We start from the raw sequence: 18059 nt of genomic DNA on the forward strand, positions 1-18059 counted from the left end.
CTTTATAGTGTAAAAAGTAATTTAAAAATATAAATTTGCAAATAGAATAAGTTTATTAACCACATAATAATAGCACCGTTGGAAAATCAAAAAGCAAATAAATTAGTCGATAAAATTCTTAATGATCTTGATGAGTCAGGTATTAACAAAGAAGCGCTAATAGACGATATCAAGGAATTAAGAACTTATGCTTTAGAAGAGCAAATCCCTTTAGTGGTAAAAGTATTAAGGTTGACTTATGAGCATTTAGAAGAGAATAGCACGTTTCTTATTCCTATACTTGATGATGAACCTATAGAAGATGCTGAAGAGGGCGTTGAAGCGGTAAATGATTTAGATACTCCTGTAGAGAGTTTAAAATACTTAATAGCGCTAACTAAAAATCTTAATAATAAAGGTAATATAGCCGATTTAAGAGAGTATAAAGAGCTTTTTGCACGATACTAAAGGTTTATTAGTAAAATAAATCTGGGCAATAGGTTTTATAATAGATTAGAAAACCCCTTGACATTAAAACTGTCAAGGGGTTTTTATTTTTTATTAATATGTTGTTGATTAAAAACTATGTGACTCAATTCTTGTAAAATAGTTTAGATAAATTGATTTTAATCTTTTTTTACTGAAGTACTACAAAGAAGTTTGTTATTTGTTGAATGTTCGATTTAGTAACCCCATAGCAAAATATAGAACAGGAGAAATAAGCATTTCTTGTATACCTCCAGCAAAATGTCTTGCGTTTAGCGATATATCTTGAATAAACCAATCGTAAAGCCCCATCACTCCAATTATAAATAAACCAGTGATATGGATAAAGTGCCAAAGAGACGACATCCAAGTATCTTTTAATTTACCTAAATGAAAAGTACCTATAAAATAAACGGCTACTGTGGTAGCAAAGGTAATAAGGTGTCTAATTTTCGATGGAATAGAGGCTATGTTCTTGTTTTCTGCAAAATAGATGTAATACCAAGAGTAAACAATAATAATTAATATAAGCCCAACAATGAAGCGAACTTTATCCGATTTATACAGTTTCATTTTTTAAATGAATTTTACGGGCAAAGTATCCCCAAATTATTAATGTTGCGGTATATACTACAGCTTTAAAAAGATAATGATGTGCAAAATCGAAATATACATCGAAGTACTCTTTCAAATAGATTAGGCCTACACATCTTAAAATGTTTATAACATCGAGTAGTAAAATACCTAAAATAATATATTTTGTTTTTCTCCAAAAAGATGAAGGCATACAAATTATAAAGCCAATGTAAAGCACAAATACTTCTAGTCCATTACAAGCATTCGCAATGTATAGTGATATATAGTCGTAGTGATAAATTGCAGATATTTCGTGAACGGTTTCGCCGCCTTCGAAAACAAAACTTGTGTTTTCTCTATTTGTAGAGAAATCGCTCATACCACCTAAGTTATTTAGGAGGTAAGTAGAGGCTTTAGCAACGTGTGAGGTTAAAGGGTGATCTAGGTATTGAGAGTCATAAAGAAAGCCAGAATATATAACCTTCCATATTATAAAAAGCAATAAGGCTTTTCCGAGAAAAAGCCTTATTGGTAATGGTATGTCTTTGAGTAAAGATTTAAGCTTTAGCATCTTTCTTTGAACGCAATTTTTTAACACCTAAAGCAGCAGCTCCTAACATAAGGAATCCAAGTCCACCATCTAATGGTACTGAATCTGGAGGCGTTGGAGTTGATCCACCACCGCATTTTCCAGAGTGTGCACTCTTACATCTTCTACACTTACTATCGTTATGCCTTAGTTTACAGTTTCTAATACCATGACTACATCTACTACCTCCACCTACTACCATAAAGTGTGTTGTGGCAAGAGTTACATTAGTAGTTGATACTGCACTAACAGAAGTTGCATTTGCGTTAGTAGAGAAAGAGAATGCCAATATAATAGCGAGAGTAGCAATTATATTAACAAAAGTTTTTTTGTTGTTGTTCATCATTTTCACATTTAATTAATTAATAGCTTAATAGCGTGTCAAAAATAGTAACTATTTGAGTAAAAAAATATCTATTGTTGGTATTTTCGATAAAACAAGGAATAAAGTCTACTAAATACAACTTTGCTTATTAAGTAACCTCAATTTTATTAACTTTTACTCTGTTTTTGTTTTAATTCGGAAGTATAATAAGCCTTAAAAGGCCATGTTTGAAGTATTTGTTAAGTTACTAGTATAAGGTTTAATTTATTTACTAATCCCGCGTTAGCGATTGCAGTGGTTAGCTTTTGGCGAGGCGAGCATCGAGCCAAAACTAGTAACGGAAAGCGCGACCCTTGTGGTAACGCCATAATTAGTGCATAAAAAAAGCCTTAACTTTTACATTAAGGCTCTATATCTATATAATGATAGTTTTAACCGTTCATTGAGATTAAAAACTCTTCGTTATTTCGAGTTTGTTTAAAACGCTCGTTTATAAATTCCATAGCTTCTACCGGATTCATGTCTGCAAGATATTTACGCATAACCCACATACGCTGTATGGTGTTGGCATCTAGTAAAATATCGTCGCGACGTGTGGATGAAGATGTAAGGTCTATAGCAGGGAAAATTCTACGATTAGATATTTTTCTATCTAATTGTAATTCCATATTACCGGTTCCTTTAAACTCTTCGAAAATTACTTCGTCCATTTTAGAACCTGTTTCGGTAAGTGCTGTAGCAATAATGGTAAGCGAACCTCCGTTTTCTATATTACGTGCCGCTCCAAAAAAACGTTTTGGTTTGTGTAAAGCATTAGCATCTACACCACCACTTAATATTTTACCAGAAGCGGGTTGCACACTGTTATATGCACGGGCTAAACGGGTAATAGAATCTAAAAGAATAACAACATCGTGACCACATTCTACTAAGCGTTTTGCTTTTTCTAAAACAATGTTTGCAATTTTTACGTGTTCGTGTGCTTCTTTATCAAAGGTTGATGCAATAACTTCACCGCGAACATTACGTTGCATATCTGTTACTTCTTCTGGACGTTCATCAATTAATAAAATCATTTGATAAACTTCTGGATGATTTGCTGCAATGGCATTGGCAACATCTTTAAGTAACATGGTTTTACCTGTTTTTGGCTGCGACACAATCATACCACGTTGTCCTTTACCGATAGGAGCAAACAGATCCATAATTCTGGTAGAAATGGTGCTTTGACGTCCGGCTAGATTAAATTTTTCTTGAGGAAACAATGGTGTTAAATGCTCGAAAGCAACGCGGTCTCGAACCACATTTGGATTTTGACCATTAATTCTACTAACCTTAATTAAAGGGAAATATTTTTCTCCTTCTTTTGGAGGACGTACTTGCCCTAATACAGTATCTCCAACTTTTAAACCAAATAATCTAATTTGCGATTGCGATACATAAATATCATCTGGTGATGATAAATAATTATAATCCGATGAGCGTAAAAATCCGTACCCATCTTGCATAATATCTAGAACGCCTTCACTTTCAATAATAGCATCAAACTCAAAATCTGGCTCACGATAGCGGTTACGGCTATCTTTATTACCATTATTTCCGGCGTGTACATTACCATTTTTTTGGTTTTTGTTTTGATCGCGTTTTTGTTGCGGTTTTGGTCTTGGATTTGGCTGATTATCGTTTTTACGCTCCTTTTGAGGGCGTGGTCTTGGTTTAGGTTTGTTGTCTACCTTAGCCTCAACTTTTTCAGTTTGTTGAGCTTGTTTATTTTCAACTTTAGCTTCTTCTACTTGTTTAGGTTCAGCTACGGGTTTTGTTTCTTTTGTTGTTTTGGTTGGCGTGCTAGCTGTATTTACAGTAGGCTTTTGCACGCGCTGTCTAGGTTTTCTAGGTTTTGGTTTTGCGGCCGGTGCTTTTTCTGCTGGTTTAGCAGGAGCAACTACTGCATCCACCGCTTTTGGGTCTGCGGCTTGGGTATCTAATATTTGATATACTAAATCCAATTTTTTTAATGAACGGTACTTAGGAACGTTCAGTTTTTTTGCAATCTCCTGTAGGTCAGTGAGTTTCTTTTCTTTTAATTGTGAAATTTCAAACATTGATATATTTTGAATATTATATATTGAATATAAAATTGAGTTTTTTTGAAAAAAAATGAATTTTTATTCTGAAGAATTAACCGCCTGTTATTGCGGTTGTTGAGAATTAATACTGCAATTATACAACTTTATTTTAATTTTTTGTGCTATTTTTTTAAAGAAACCATTATTTTTGCGTCCTAGTTAGTTAGAATAATATGTTACAACGCATTCAATCGGTTTATTTGTTAGCAGCAGCAGGAGTATCTGCTGGGTTAATTTTTGTGGTTAATTTATGGACTACAAATACTAATGAGATTGTGTTTGCAAAAGACAATATATTGTACTTGGGTCTCTTTTTAGGATCTGCTTTATTATCTTTAATTTCTATATTTATGTTCAAAAATAGGCAACTTCAATTTGTTTTGGGGCGGCTTAACATCATATTAAACTTTATTTTATTAGGATTTTTTGTGTATCAATCTCTAAATTTATCTGGAGAGACGGCGGTTTCTGAGAAAGGTATTGGGATGCTTCTTCCACTTGTTTCTATCGTGTTGTTGGCATTTGCTAATAAGGCCATCAAGAAGGATGAAGACCTCGTAAAATCTGTAGATCGATTGCGATAGACCTAACATCTTAGTAGTATTAGTGCGTTAAAACTCCGAAGTGAAAACTTCGGAGTTTTTTATTTACAAATAGTTTTTTATGTCTTATTAGTAGGTATCAGAACCGTATTAGTTTTTTGGATGCCTATTTGGGAACTCTACAACTTCTAAATTATCTATTTTTTTACCATCAATTGTAAAGCGCAACATGGTCCTTATTTTGTGGAAGCCATGTTTTCCAACAGCGCCGGGATTCATATGTAAAACATTTAGTTTTTTATCGGGCATTACTTTTAAAATATGCGAATGGCCAGAAATAAATATTTTCGGAGGGTTCTTTTTTATTTCTTCAATAACTCTTAAATTATATTTTGGAGGGTATCCACCAATATGAGTAATCCATACATCAACATCTTCACACATAAATCTGTTGTGTTCTGGAAATTCACCGCGCGCTTTAGCATCGTCAATATTGCCATAAACTGCTCGTAATGGTTTGAGCTCTTTTATAGCATCGGTTACTTTTAAATCACCAATATCTCCAGCATGCCAAACTTCATCGGCTTGTTTGACATATTTTAAAACATCATTATCTATATAACTATGGGTATCCGAAAGGAGTAATATTTTTTTCATTAAAATCTTTTAATATATAATTAAGATTTGAGTATTCACAAGAACCTTAAAACTGACTATATTTGTTCTTTCAACAAAAGTATTAAAACAAATTGCGATATTTTATAGAACTTTCATATAACGGTGCAGCATATCATGGTTGGCAAGTTCAGCCTGATGCCATTTCTGTACAAGAAGTTTTAGAGAAAGCCTTGTCGGTTTTATTAAATACCCCAATCTCTATTATGGGAGCAGGCCGTACAGATACGGGTGTGCATGCCAAGCAAATGTTTGCTCATTTTGATTATGAGGGTGTTATAGACAACGTAGATTTGGTTTTTAAACTTAATTCGTTTTTACCTAAAGATATTGCCATTCACGATATATTTAAAGTGAAAGAAGATGTACACACGCGTTTTCATGCTGTGAGTAGAACATATTTGTATCGCGTTTCTTTAAAGAAAAATGTTTTCAATGTCGATGCTGCTTACAATGTGAAGCAAAAGTTAGATATTGATAAAATGAAAGAAGCTACTAAAATATTGCTAGAATATAGCGATTTTCAGTGTTTCTCTAAGAGCAAAACGAACGTAAATACTTTTTTATGTAATATAATGAAAGCCGAGTGGCAAATAGTAGAAGGTGAATTGCAGTTTACTATTAAAGCCGATCGCTTTTTGCGTAATATGGTGCGCGCTATTGTGGGTACTTTAATTAATATTGGCTTAGGTAAAATGCCGGTAGCACATTTGCATAATATTATTGAATCCAAAAATAGGAGTGAAGCTGGGTTTTCTGTTCCGGCACATGGCTTATATTTAATTGAAGTAGAGTATCCAGAAGATATAAAAATATAAATGAGTAAACCTAAAGAGAAAATATTTGATGTTAACCTTTTTAAAAGGCTATTTACTTACATAAAACCCTATAATTTGGTTTTTGTATGCTTGCTTATAATGGTGGTTTTATCAGCTGTATTTAGTGCTGCAACGCCATATTTAACAAAATATGCTATAGACAATAGTATAGCTGTGAAATTGAAAGATGATTTTCTCTTTTACATTATACTGATGTTGGTGGTTTTAATTTTGCAAACCGTTATACAACTTAGTTTTATTTATTACGCCGCTTGGTTGGGGCAAAATTTAGTAAAAGATGTACGAACAAAATTGTTTAATCATTTATTACGTTTTAAAATGAAGTATTACGATAATTCATCGGTAGGCGTGCTTATTACAAGATCTGTTACCGATATGGAACGTATTGCCGATATTTTTGGGCAAGGTTTATTCATGATTGTGAAAGATTTACTGACTATGATTGTTGTTTTCGCTGTTATGGTTTATATCAATGTAAAGCTGAGCATTATTGTATTTATCATGCTTCCTTTATTGTTATATGCTACACGGATTTTCCAAAAAGTAATGAAAAAGGCTTTTGAAGAAGTAAGAACCGAAGTTTCCAACCTAAACTCTTTTGTACAAGAACGATTAACAGGAATGAAAATTCTACAACTTTTTACAAGAGAAGATACCGAGTTTAAAAAGTTTAAAGCCATAAACGAACGCCATAAAAAAGGATGGTTAAAAACTGTTTGGTATAACTCTATTTTCTTTCCATTAGCAGATTTATCTGGCTCCATAGCTATGGGTTTAGTGGCCTGGTATGGAGGTTTACACGTAGTTTTGGAAGCTAGTGATGTGTCTCAAGGCGATTTAATTGCCTTTATCATGTTTATACCGATGTTGTTTAGGCCTTTACGACAAATTGCCGATAAATTTAACACGTTGCAAATGGGGATGGTAGCAGCAAACCGTGTGTTTAAAGTTCTAGATACTACATCACAAATTGATGATTACGGGACGTATATTGCAGAAACGTTTAAAGGAGATATAGATTTCGAAAATGTGTATTTTAACTATGTCGAAGATGAAGCTGTTTTAAAAGGCATTTCATTTAATGTGAGTTCTGGTGATACTGTTGCTATTGTAGGTGCTACAGGTGCAGGAAAATCTACTATTATTAACTTATTAAACCGTTTTTATGAAATTAAAGATGGTGTAATTTCAGTAGACGGTATTGATATAAAGGATGTTACTTTAGAATCTCTTCGAACTCAAATAGCTGTTGTTTTACAAGATGTATTTTTGTTTGCAGATACTATTTTGAATAATATTACTTTAAATCATCCAGAAATTACGGAAGAACAAGTTTATCAAGCAGCTAAAGATATTGGTATTCACGATTTTATTATGTCTTTACCAAACGGGTATCACTATAATGTAAAAGAACGTGGCGTTATGCTTTCTTCAGGGCAGCGTCAGCTTATTTCGTTTTTACGTGCTTATGTTACAAACCCAAGTATTTTGGTTTTAGATGAAGCCACATCATCGGTAGATTCTTATTCGGAACAACTTATTCAAAATGCTACAGATAAGATTACTAGAGGTAGAACCTCAATAGTTATAGCGCACCGATTAGCAACAGTTAAAAAGGCTGATAAAATTATTGTTATGGATTCTGGTAAAATTGTTGAGCAAGGCACGCATAATGAACTTCTTAAAAAAGAAAATGGGTACTATAGAAACTTATATGAGGTTCAATTCTTGAAGGAAGATGTTGCTTAAAATTAAAATTTTGATTTTAAGCTAAATCTGTTTTTATAATTTCGGTAAGTGCATTAGTATCATCAAAAACAACAAACTCACCATCTTTAAAATAAGAAATGTGTCCGGTTTCTTCACTTACAACAAGCGCTAAAGCGTCCGTTTTTTCGGTAACACCAATAGCTGCTCTGTGACGAAGTCCAAAACGTTTCGGTATGCTTCTATCATTATTAACAGGAAGAATTACACGAGTAGCTTTAACAATATTATCGTTTATAATAATGGCGCCATCGTGCAAGGGACTATTTTTAAAAAAGATACTCTCTATAATAGGTTGTGTAACTTTTATATTCATTTCATCTCCAGAGGCTGCAATAAAATCTAAGTTATTACTGCGTTCAAAAACAATAAGCGCTCCTGTTTTAGACATTGCCATTTTATTACACGCAGATACAATAACCTCTACATCGGTAGCATCGCTAGTTTCGGTTTTTAAGAATTTAAACTGTTGTAAAAATTTGCGTCGGCCATTAAAATTAGTAGAACCTACCATTAATAAAAACTTTCTTATTTCTGGCTGAAAGACAACAATTAAAGCAATAATACCCACTTTCATAAAGCCTCCAAAAATGCCTGTAAGCAATTCCATTTCTAAGAATTCCGTAAGCTTCCAAACAAAATAAATAATAATTATACCAATAAAAATATTGATAGCAACCGTGCCTTTTGTTAATTTATAAACATAATAAAGCAGCACTGCTACCAGAATTACATCAATAATATCAACAATTTTAAAGTTTAAGAGGTCATTAAAAATTTCCAATGGTGAAAGTGTTTTTGTAAATTTAGTGAATAAAGGTTAATTAAAAATAAATTCTTTATTCGATATTTTTGCTTCCTTTAAATTTATATTTTCTAATAATGATTTATAAGTTATATAGTCTTGAAAGTTCAAATTTTCATTAAAGTTTAAATAGATTAAAAAGCCTTTAGTATCATATTTTTTTAAATCTTTTAACAAATTATTTTTATCTGTTTTGGTAGCAACTAAGTTAGTATCAATTTGTATTAAGGTTAATTTACTATGTTTATCAATTTTGAGGTTAATTGATTCGTAAACGAGGTCTGAGTTTTCTGGGTTAGATAAATATGAAACACTTGAGTCTTCAATATATTCTGTTCCTGTAAATTCAATAAATCCTAAATTTTTTATACTGGTATCGTTACAAGTAAAATAGTTTTTGGCTCCTTCTTTTTTATGCCCAGCATTTTTCTTTTTATTCTGAAGAAATTTGATTTGCGGAATTACCAACTTCAATTTTAAACGTTTATCTACATTAACCAACCAATTGGTTGTGCTAATTAAGTTTTTTCGGTTTAATTCTATGCTGTCTTTTTCTGAGTCGTAAAAAAGATAGGCTGGAGAAATATCATCGATTTCTGTTGTTTTAGAATTACTAATTTCAGGTAGTTGTAGTATTTTTTCATTATCGCAAGAAAAAAAAAGAACGGTAATAAAAAAGGTTAGTATATGTTTCATTTTAAATATTGAGAGATTCAACAAGTTTAATAGTTTCCATGGCTTCTTTTACATCATGCACACGTAAAATGGAAGCGCTTTTTTGTAAAGCTATTGTGTTTAAAACCGAAGTGCCATTCAAAGCATCTTTCGCCGTATTGTTAAGTGTTTTGTAAATCATTGATTTTCTTGAGATGCCAACAAGAAGTGGTTTATCTAATATATGAAGTAATTCGAGTTTATTTAAGAGCTCAAAATTTTGTTTTAAAGTTTTGGCAAAACCAAAGCCAGGATCTACTACAATATCAACAATACCAAGTTGTTTTGCAGCCGCTAAACGTTCAGAAAAATAGACGATAATATCTTTTAATAAATCTTTATAATCGGTTTGTTGTTGCATGGTTTGGGGTGTGCCACGCATATGCATCATAATATATGGCACGTGTAAATCGGCAACCGTTTTCAGCATATTGTCATCGAGCTTTCCTGCCGAAATGTCGTTTATTAATGCCGCACCAGTTTCAATAGCTTGTTTTGCGACCTCGCTTCTAAATGTATCGATAGAAATAAAAATTTCAGGAAAGGTTGTTGTTAGAAGTTCTACTATCGGCAAAATCCGTTTTAACTCTTCAGCTTCACTTACATGATCTGCATTAGGACGAGAACTATACGCACCAATATCAATAAAAGTTGCACCTTCACAAAGCATGTTCTCTGTATGATTCAGAATAGATTTTTTATCTTTATGTTGTCCGCCATCGTAAAATGAGTCGGGTGTTATGTTTAAAATCCCCATTACTTTTGGCGACGATAAATCAATAAGTTTTCCTTTGCAATTAATGGTCATAACCTCTTAAAATGTCAATATTTTCAATATTAAATATCAAACGTAAAACTTTAAAATTGTATCGTCAAACTTCCTCCTAAAAACTTTTGAACTTTAAACAATTTAAGCGAAATTTACACAAAATATAATTGATACATGCCAGATACTTCAAAACAATACGATACGGTTGTAAATACTTGTAAAAGTTTATTCATTAAAAAAATGAGTGATTATGGAAGTGCTTGGAGAATTTTACGTTTACCATCCTTAACCGATCAAATTTTTATAAAGGCACAACGTATTCGAGGTTTACAGCAAAACGATGTGAGAAAGGTAGATGAAGGTGAAGTTAGTGAGTTTATTGGTATTATCAATTATTCTATTATGGCGCTCATTCAATTGGAATTAGGTGTTGTAGAACAGCCAGATTTATCAACAGAAGAAGCTACAGAATTGTACGAAAAACATGTTTCTATTACTAAAACTCTGATGGAAAACAAAAACCACGATTACGGTGAAGCTTGGCGAGATATGCGTGTAAGTAGTTTAACCGATTTAATTTTACAAAAATTACTTCGCGTAAAGCAAATTGAAGATAATAAGGGCAAAACTCTTGTAAGTGAAGGTATTGATGCTAATTATCAAGATATGATTAATTATGCCATTTTTGCCATGATTCATTTAAATGAAACCCATTAATTTAGGCGGAATATAAACACACTTTAGAACTTAAATTGATATTTAAGTTGAACATAAAATATAATACCACATGAAATTTTTAGTAGGAATAAGCCGAGTATTTGTTGGAGTTTTATTTATTATTTCTGGATTTATTAAACTCAACGATCCATTAGGGTTTTCGTATAAACTAGCAGAATATTTTGGTCAGGATGTTTTAAACTTGCCGTTTTTAGAACCTTATTCTTTAATGATTTCGGTACTTGTAGTGGTGTTTGAAGTGGTGTTGGGGGTGTTTCTGCTTATTGGTTATAAACCTAAATTTACAGTTTGGAGTTTGTTGTTAATGATTGTTTTCTTCTCGTTTTTAACTTTTTACTCTGCATATTTCGATAAAGTAAAAGATTGTGGATGTTTTGGCGATGCTTTAAAATTGACGCCATGGGAAAGCTTTACTAAAGATATTGTACTACTGTTTTTTATTCTCATTTTATTTTTAGGAGTAAAATACATAAAACCGCTTTTTGGAAACCTAGCAACAACGGCTTTAGCATTATTAAGTTTTATTGTGAGTTTATGGTTTGGGTACCATGTATTAATGCATTTACCCGCAATAGATTTTAGGGCATACCACATAGGCGCAAACATACAAGAAGGGATGAGCGTGCCTGAAGATGCAGAAAAACCAGTAACGGAATATGCCTGGAAGTTTAAAGTTGATGGTGAAGAAAAAATTATTACTACAAATGGTTCTTACCCTACTGTGGAAGGCGAATTTATAAGTGTAAATACAAAAGAGATTTCTGCGGGGTATACACCTCCAATCTACGATTTTTCGATTGAATCGGAAGATGAAAACTTAACCGATTACTTTTTAAATGAAGATAATTTAGTTATTGTAATATCTTATAATCTAGATGTTATAGAGCAGGGTGGTGCTTTAAAATTGGAAGCATTACAAGATGAAGCTCGAAAAAATGGATACAAAATTATTGGCTTAACGGCCTCTGGAGCAGAATCAAAACAGCGTATAAAAGAAGCTTATAATATTGATTTCGATTTCTATTTATGTGATGAGAAAGCGCTAAAAACAGTAGTGCGTTCTAATCCTGGAATTATTGAGCTCGATAAGGGAACTATAAAGCAAAAAGTACACTGGAACGATCTAGACAATCTTCAATTACCAAAAGTAGAACGAGCTCCTGAGCCTTTAAAGATTGAAAATATTGCATATTTTGTTGATGGAGCAATGTCTACTAAAACAGAAGTGGAAGCTATAGATACAGAAACTATTGAGTCTGTCAGCGTTTTTAAGGAACAAAACAAAGAGTTAGATTCTGTTAATACAGCCAATAGCAGCAATTTTACGAGTTTGGTAAAAGTGGTGTTAAAAAAATAAATAATTAATTTGAACTACTTAATAAATAAACTAGGCTATGCCATCATCACACTATTTGGGGTAGTTACGGTTATATTCTTTTTATTTAACGTGCTTCCTGGAGATCCTGCACAAATGATGCTGGGGCAAAATGAAGACAGTGAGCAACTTGCCATAGTAAAGCAAAAATATGGTTTTGATAAACCTTTGGGTACGCAGTATTTGTATTACTTAAACGATTTGTCTCCTGTATCATTTCATTCTAATAAAAAAGAAGATTATACTTTTTTACGAAATGGTAAATATTCCGCAAGCAAACTATTTACAATAGGAAATATAACAACGGTTTTAAAATTGCCGTATTTGCGCGAATCGTTTACCAAGCAAGGTAAAAAAGTGAGCCAAGTGTTATCAGAAACCTTACCAAATACTTTTGTTCTTGCTGTTTCTGCCATTGTAATAGCTATGATATTGGGGGTTGTTTTAGGTATTGTTTCTGCCTTGTATAAAGATCAATGGATAGATAAAACCATTCAAATATTCAGTACTTTAGGTATGAGTGTGCCATCATTTTTTAGTGCTATTTTATTCGCGTGGTTTTTTGGGTTTGTATTGCATGAATATACCAATTTAGAGATGACGGGTAGTTTGTACGAACTAGACGATTTTGGCGAGGCTATGCACATTAAATGGAAAAACTTAATACTTCCAGCTGTTGTTTTAGGTATTCGCCCGTTAGCGGTTGTTATTCAGCTTATGCGTAATTCTTTGCTAGAGGTTTTTAACCAAGATTATATTAGAACAGCGCGTGCTAAAGGACTTAGTGAATTTCAAATTATTAAAAAGCACGCTGTAAAAAACGCTTTAAACCCGGTAGTTACAGCCATATCAGGTTGGTTTGCTTCTATGCTTGCCGGCGCCGTTTTTGTTGAGTACATTTTTGGATGGAACGGCCTTGGTAAAGAGATTGTAAATGCATTAAATACGCTAGATCTTCCCGTAATTATGGGGGCTGTTTTAGTAATTGCAGTGTTATTTGTAATTATCAACATTTTTGTCGACTTAATCTACGTTTGGTTAGATCCAAAAGTTAAATTAAAATAAATAGTTTTTTCCGCGAAAGCGTGAACATTTTCAAATCTTTGTTATATGAATAAGTTAAAGTATATTTTCGTTTTATTAATTAGTTTTTTAAGCTGTAAAGACGAACCAACACAATTTTCGGCCGAAGCTTTAAACGATACTTTTATCGCTCAAAATGGCACGGAGGTTACCTTTCAAAGCATTTTAAATAAGCATAAAGGAAAAACCATAGTTATAGATGTATGGGCATCTTGGTGTAGCGACTGTATTAAGGGTATGCCTAAAGTTAAAGCATTGCAGGCTAGTAATCCAGAAATAGCTTACGTATTTTTATCTTTAGATAGAGAGCAAGGTGCATGGCAGCGTGGTATTAAAAAATACAATGTTAATGGTGATCACTATTTTATGCCAAATGCAAAAGATTGTGATTTTGCTGATTTTTTAAATATAAGCTGGATTCCTAGATATTTGGTAATAAATAAAGCTGGCGAAATCGTTGTATTTAATGTTATTGAAGCTGATGACGATAAGTTAATAAAAGCTATAAAAAATTAACTATTTTAGCAGTAGAAAACAACAATTATTAACTATTTTAAAAAAATATCCTTGTCGATTTAGGGAAGGTTAAAAGGCAATCATGAGAAAAAACATTGTAGCAGGAAACTGGAAAATGAATAACGATTTAGCGCAAACCGAAGCGTTAATCACAGCTTTAAAAAACCAAACAACAAGCTCTAATGCCGAAGTAATGGTAGCACCAACCTTTACCAACTTATTTCAGGCCTATCAGGCGTTAAGAACTTCAAATATAGAAGTTATAGCGCAAAACATGCATTTTGCAGAGAATGGAGCCTATACAGGTGAAATTAGCGCAAATATGTTGAAAAGTATCGGTGTGAACACCGTTATATTAGGTCATAGTGAACGTCGTGAATATTTTAATGAAACCGATGAGTTACTTGCCAAAAAAACAGATGCCGCTCTAGCAAAAGGGATGCGTGTAATTTTCTGTTTTGGTGAAGAATTAGCCGATAGAAAATCAGGAAACGAAGAAACTATAGTTGGTAATCAAATAAAAAATGCATTGTTTCATTTAGAAGCTGCTGCATTTCAAAATATAGTATTGGCTTATGAGCCTGTATGGGCGATTGGTACCGGGGAAACAGCAAGTCCAGAGCAAGCTCAAGATATGCACGCTTTTATCAGAAAAACATTAGCTGATAAGTATGGAAACGATGTTGCCGATGAAGTTTCTATACTTTATGGAGGTAGCGTTAAACCAGCAAATGCAGAAGAAATTTTCTCTAAACCAGACGTAGATGGCGGTTTAATAGGAGGAGCTGCACTTAATGCAGAAGATTTTTTCGCAATTGTAAATGCATTTTAAAGTAACCTATTAATTAAAATAAATTTGGGCGTTACCCAAAAAGGAGTCGGGTTTTATTCGTGCAGTCTTATTTTTCAATTAAAGAACTCATGAATATAAATATTTCGGCAGTCGTTTTTTTGTGTTGCATAGTTGCAACCACACAAAAAGAGCTCCAACAAAGTCTCAGTCCCGAACGCAGGGTTACTAGCGAAAATAGAGACTAGACTTAGAGTTTTCCTTTTTTGAACGAATCCATTTATTTGAAAAATATATTTAAAAATAAAAAACACCTTATTTTAAAAAGATAAGGTGTTTTTTGTTTTTCTGCTAAAACAGAAGTTAGTCTTCAGTTTTTTAATAAAATTTTATATCGAACTCCATTTATAAGACTTAAATTTGCACTTCAATAAAAAAGAAAATGTCAAACATTATTTATATCGGTTATTATTTTAAAGTAGTACCATTACAGCCAGCAGTAGAAATTTTGATAGCCGAGTTAGGTTATGCGGGTTTTGAAAGTTTTGTAGAAAATGAAGATGGAGCAACAGCATATATTCAAAAGGAAGAATGGAATGCTAATATTTTAGATGATGTTCAAATCTTAAAATCCGATGAATTCGAAATAACTTACGAGTTTAACGAAATAGAGCAAACTAATTGGAACGAAGAGTGGGAAAAGAATTTTAATCCTATCATTGTGGATAATACTTGCTCTGTTCGTGCACCTTTTCACGAAAAACCAGATACCACTTACGATATTGTAATAGAACCAAAAATGAGTTTTGGAACCGGGCATCATGAAACTACACACATGATGATACAACATATTCTTAAAACAGATTTAACTAATAAGTCGGTTCTAGATATGGGTTGTGGTACAGGCGTATTAGCAATTCTTGCGGAAATGAAGGGGGCAAAACCATTAGATGCTGTAGATTATGATAATTGGTGCTATTTAAACAGTTTAGAGAATGTAGAACGTAACAATGCCAAGCATATTACCGTAATAGAAGGCGATGCTTCTGTGCTTAAAGAGAAAAGTTTTGATGTTATTATAGCGAACATTAACCGAAATATTTTACTCCAAGACATGGAAACCTATGCAGGATGTTTAAACAAAAATGGTATGTTGTTTTTAAGCGGATTTTACGCTGAGGATATCCCACTTATTACAGCTGAATGTGAAAAATATTTGTTAAAATTTGAAGAAAAGTTGGAAAGAAACAATTGGGTATCGTTAAAATTTTTAAATTAGTAACATAATTAAAATGTTAATCAAGTGTTTTCTTACAAGAAAATATAAGAAAGTAAAATTTAGATTATGAGTACACAAGAAAAAACATTCGAAGAATTATTACTAGAAGAAGAAGTTTTAACTCAAAACGAGATTGTTTTGCATAACGATGATGTAAATACTTTCGATCACGTTATAGATACGTTAATATATGCTTGTGAGCATACACCAGAACAAGCAGAACAATGCGCTATGTTAGTACATTACAAAGGGAAATGTACGGTTAAAACCGGTTTATTAGACGATTTAAAACCACGCTGCTCTATGTTGTTAGAAGCCGGCTTAAGCGCAGAATTAGTTTAGAACTGAACTATAATATAATAATACAAAGTAAAAGACCTTTCATTTTAATGAAAGGTCTTTTTTTTTGCTATTAATCTAAATTCTACTGTGGTTCTATTTTATTTTTTTTTTATTGAGCTTATTTTAAAAATACTATAAAGCGGACAGAAATTAATGAAACTCGTTATTAGTAAAATAACAGCAACTGTCATTAAAATTAAAGCTAATGTACCTGAGATAATATTAAAATAATAAAATAAGGCAATGGCAATTCCGGCAAGTACTCTAATGGCTTTGTCGGTTGGACCTATGTTCTTTTTCATTTTTTTTAATTAAGTATAAATGTTTATAGCGTACTTGGGCAAACAAAATCGGTTGTAGGTAAATCTGAGTTTTTAATAGCTCCAAATCCGCCAGCAATATCAATGAGGTTATTAAAACCACGTGCTTTTAAAATAGAAGCAGCTATTACAGAGCGGTAACCGCCCGCGCAATGCAGGTAATAGGTTTTGTTTTTATCGATATTATTCATGTTTTGGTTTATATAATCTAACGCAAAATGTTTAACGTTGTCGCCTTCTAAATGCTCCGAGTTGTATTCTCCATCTTTTCTAACGTCTAAAACTTCAATGTTTTCAGAGTTGTAACGTTTAGAAAATTCGTCTACAGGTATAGAGTCTATAGTTTCTGTATCTTTTCCTGCCGCGATCCAGCTTTCAATACCACCTTCTAAATAGCCTAAGGTATTATCATACCCAACTCTAGATAATCTCGTTACCGTTTCTTGTGCTTTCCCTTCGGGTGTTACAAGTAAAATAGGCTGTTTTAAATCGGTAATTAATGCACCAACCCATGGAGCAAAACCACCGTGAATACCAATAAAAATTGAATTTGGAATATGACCTTTTACAAAATCTTGTTCTCTTCTAACATCTAAAACTAGTGCGTCGTGGCTATTGGCCAATGCCTCGAAAGCTTCAGGAGAAAGTGGGGTGTCTCCTTTTTTCAAAATAGTTTCAAAATTATCATAGCCAGATTTGTTCATCATGGCATTTTTTGCAAAATATTGAGGAGGAGGAGCAATACCTGTAAGTACTTCTTTTATAAACTCTTCACGCGTCATGTTTGCTCGTAAGGCGTAATTAGTTTTTTTCTGTTCACCTAAAACCCCAACTGTTTCTTTGCTTAAGTTTTTTCCACAGGCTGAGCCAGCACCATGAGCAGGATAAACAATAACATCGTCTGAGAGTGGCATAATTTTATTGCATAGGGAATCGAAAAGCATACCAGCTAAATCTTCTTTTGTTAAATCAGATTTTATGGCTAAATCTGGTCGGCCAACATCGCCTAAAAATAAGGTGTCTCCAGAAAATATAGCATGATCTTTTCCATTTTCATCTATTAATAAAAATGTTGATGATTCTAAAGTATGCCCAGGAGTATGTAACACTTTTATGGTGATAGTACCAAGTTTAAAGGTTTCATTATCTTTGGCTATATAAGCTTTATATTTGGTTTCGGCGTTTGGACCAAAAACGATATCTGCTCCGGTTTTTTTTGCTAAATCTATATGTCCAGAAACAAAATCGGCATGAAAATGTGTTTCGAAAATGTATTTTATTTTCGCATGTTCTTTTTCTGCTTTATCTACATATTGCTGTGTTTCGCGTAATGGATCTATAATAGCAACTTCGCCATTAGATTCTATGTAATATGCGCCTTGTGCTAAGCAGCCTGTATATATTTGTTCAATTTTCATTTTATT

Annotated in this window: 21 protein-coding genes; 11 read left to right on the top strand and 10 right to left on the bottom strand. The window is 32.7% G+C overall.

Features of this window, described 5'->3' with window-relative positions; genetic code table 11:
* The first annotated feature begins 78 nt into the window (after positions 1-78).
* The gene (locus tag ACJJV4_RS15500; protein ID WP_405296069.1) at positions 79-447 is read left to right on the top strand and encodes a hypothetical protein; all 369 of its coding nucleotides are present in this window, start codon (positions 79-81) and stop codon (positions 445-447) included.
* 195 nt (positions 448-642) lie between these two features.
* On the opposite strand, the gene ACJJV4_RS15505 is transcribed toward ACJJV4_RS15500, so the two are convergent.
* From ACJJV4_RS15505 to rho, 4 genes are all read right to left on the bottom strand, one after another.
* Positions 643-1038, bottom strand: a complete 396-nt coding sequence (locus ACJJV4_RS15505) for a hypothetical protein (protein ID WP_405296071.1) — start codon at positions 1036-1038, stop codon at positions 643-645.
* Positions 1025-1612, bottom strand: coding sequence for an archaeosortase/exosortase family protein (locus tag ACJJV4_RS15510; RefSeq protein WP_405296073.1), 588 nt, complete (start codon positions 1610-1612; stop codon positions 1025-1027). The genes ACJJV4_RS15505 and ACJJV4_RS15510 overlap by 14 nt, the downstream gene beginning before the upstream one ends.
* Positions 1599-1976 carry a PID-CTERM protein-sorting domain-containing protein gene (locus ACJJV4_RS15515; protein ID WP_405296075.1) on the bottom strand — a complete coding sequence of 126 codons (378 nt, stop codon included), beginning with the start codon at positions 1974-1976 and terminating at the stop codon, positions 1599-1601. Before ACJJV4_RS15515 ends, ACJJV4_RS15510 begins: the two co-directional genes overlap by 14 nt.
* A 410-nt stretch (positions 1977-2386) precedes the next feature.
* Positions 2387-4057 (bottom strand): transcription termination factor Rho, encoded by a 1671-nt coding sequence (gene rho / locus ACJJV4_RS15520; protein ID WP_405296077.1) that lies wholly within the window; start codon positions 4055-4057, stop codon positions 2387-2389.
* A 197-nt stretch (positions 4058-4254) separates the two neighbouring features.
* Between rho and ACJJV4_RS15525 the strand changes: the two genes are divergently transcribed.
* A complete protein-coding gene (locus ACJJV4_RS15525; protein ID WP_405296079.1) occupies positions 4255-4665 on the top strand; it encodes a DUF4293 domain-containing protein in 411 nt (136 codons plus the stop codon).
* Between the two features lie 108 nt (positions 4666-4773).
* On the opposite strand, the gene ACJJV4_RS15530 is transcribed toward ACJJV4_RS15525, so the two are convergent.
* Positions 4774-5280 (bottom strand): metallophosphoesterase family protein, encoded by a 507-nt coding sequence (locus ACJJV4_RS15530; RefSeq protein ID WP_405296081.1) that lies wholly within the window; start codon positions 5278-5280, stop codon positions 4774-4776.
* Between the two features lie 92 nt (positions 5281-5372).
* On the opposite strand from ACJJV4_RS15530, the gene truA reads away from it, so the two are divergent.
* Both truA and ACJJV4_RS15540 read left to right on the top strand, forming a co-directional pair.
* Positions 5373-6116 carry a tRNA pseudouridine(38-40) synthase TruA gene (truA, locus tag ACJJV4_RS15535; protein WP_405296083.1) on the top strand — a complete coding sequence of 248 codons (744 nt, stop codon included), beginning with the start codon at positions 5373-5375 and terminating at the stop codon, positions 6114-6116.
* On the top strand, positions 6117-7886 hold the full coding sequence (locus ACJJV4_RS15540; protein WP_405296085.1) for an ABC transporter ATP-binding protein: 1770 nt from the start codon (positions 6117-6119) through the stop codon (positions 7884-7886).
* Between the two features lie 16 nt (positions 7887-7902).
* On the opposite strand, the gene ACJJV4_RS15545 is transcribed toward ACJJV4_RS15540, so the two are convergent.
* Genes ACJJV4_RS15545 through folP form a run of 3 tightly spaced genes read right to left on the bottom strand, consistent with a single transcriptional unit; the run spans position 7903 to position 10231 of the window.
* A complete protein-coding gene (locus ACJJV4_RS15545) occupies positions 7903-8688 on the bottom strand; it encodes a diadenylate cyclase (protein ID WP_405296087.1) in 786 nt (261 codons plus the stop codon).
* A gap of 36 nt (positions 8689-8724) precedes the next feature.
* Positions 8725-9405, bottom strand: coding sequence for a hypothetical protein (locus ACJJV4_RS15550; RefSeq protein WP_405296089.1), 681 nt, complete (start codon positions 9403-9405; stop codon positions 8725-8727).
* A gap of 1 nt (position 9406) precedes the next feature.
* On the bottom strand, positions 9407-10231 hold the full coding sequence (gene folP / locus ACJJV4_RS15555; RefSeq protein ID WP_405296091.1) for a dihydropteroate synthase: 825 nt from the start codon (positions 10229-10231) through the stop codon (positions 9407-9409).
* A gap of 135 nt (positions 10232-10366) precedes the next feature.
* On the opposite strand from folP, the gene ACJJV4_RS15560 reads away from it, so the two are divergent.
* The 7 genes from ACJJV4_RS15560 to ACJJV4_RS15590 all read left to right on the top strand — a co-directional run bounded on the left by ACJJV4_RS15560 (position 10367) and on the right by ACJJV4_RS15590 (position 16315).
* Positions 10367-10909, top strand: coding sequence for a DUF1599 domain-containing protein (locus ACJJV4_RS15560; protein ID WP_405296093.1), 543 nt, complete (start codon positions 10367-10369; stop codon positions 10907-10909).
* Between the two features lie 70 nt (positions 10910-10979).
* Positions 10980-12287: a BT_3928 family protein gene (locus ACJJV4_RS15565; protein WP_405296095.1), complete on the top strand. Its 1308-nt coding sequence runs from the start codon at positions 10980-10982 to the stop codon at positions 12285-12287.
* Positions 12288-12296: 9 nt separating this feature from the next.
* Positions 12297-13370: an ABC transporter permease gene (locus ACJJV4_RS15570; protein ID WP_405296097.1), complete on the top strand. Its 1074-nt coding sequence runs from the start codon at positions 12297-12299 to the stop codon at positions 13368-13370.
* Positions 13371-13415: 45 nt separating this feature from the next.
* Entirely contained in the window at positions 13416-13904 is a 489-nt protein-coding gene (locus ACJJV4_RS15575; RefSeq protein WP_405296099.1) for a TlpA family protein disulfide reductase, read from the top strand.
* 82 nt (positions 13905-13986) lie between these two features.
* Entirely contained in the window at positions 13987-14736 is a 750-nt protein-coding gene (tpiA, locus tag ACJJV4_RS15580) for a triose-phosphate isomerase (protein WP_405296101.1), read from the top strand.
* A 400-nt stretch (positions 14737-15136) separates the two neighbouring features.
* The gene (gene prmA, locus ACJJV4_RS15585; protein ID WP_405296103.1) at positions 15137-15973 is read left to right on the top strand and encodes a 50S ribosomal protein L11 methyltransferase; all 837 of its coding nucleotides are present in this window, start codon (positions 15137-15139) and stop codon (positions 15971-15973) included.
* A gap of 66 nt (positions 15974-16039) precedes the next feature.
* Positions 16040-16315, top strand: a complete 276-nt coding sequence (locus ACJJV4_RS15590; protein ID WP_405296105.1) for an ATP-dependent Clp protease adaptor ClpS — start codon at positions 16040-16042, stop codon at positions 16313-16315.
* Between the two features lie 98 nt (positions 16316-16413).
* Here the strand turns inward: ACJJV4_RS15590 and ACJJV4_RS15595 are convergent, their stop codons facing one another.
* Both ACJJV4_RS15595 and ACJJV4_RS15600 read right to left on the bottom strand, forming a co-directional pair.
* Positions 16414-16617, bottom strand: coding sequence for a DUF2892 domain-containing protein (locus ACJJV4_RS15595; protein ID WP_405296107.1), 204 nt, complete (start codon positions 16615-16617; stop codon positions 16414-16416).
* 23 nt (positions 16618-16640) lie between these two features.
* A complete protein-coding gene (locus tag ACJJV4_RS15600; RefSeq protein ID WP_405296110.1) occupies positions 16641-18053 on the bottom strand; it encodes a rhodanese-like domain-containing protein in 1413 nt (470 codons plus the stop codon).
* Positions 18054-18059 lie beyond the last annotated feature (6 nt).

The sequence above is a fragment of the Algibacter sp. Ld11 genome, from assembly GCF_045066735.1.
GTDB lineage: Bacteria > Bacteroidota > Bacteroidia > Flavobacteriales > Flavobacteriaceae > Algibacter.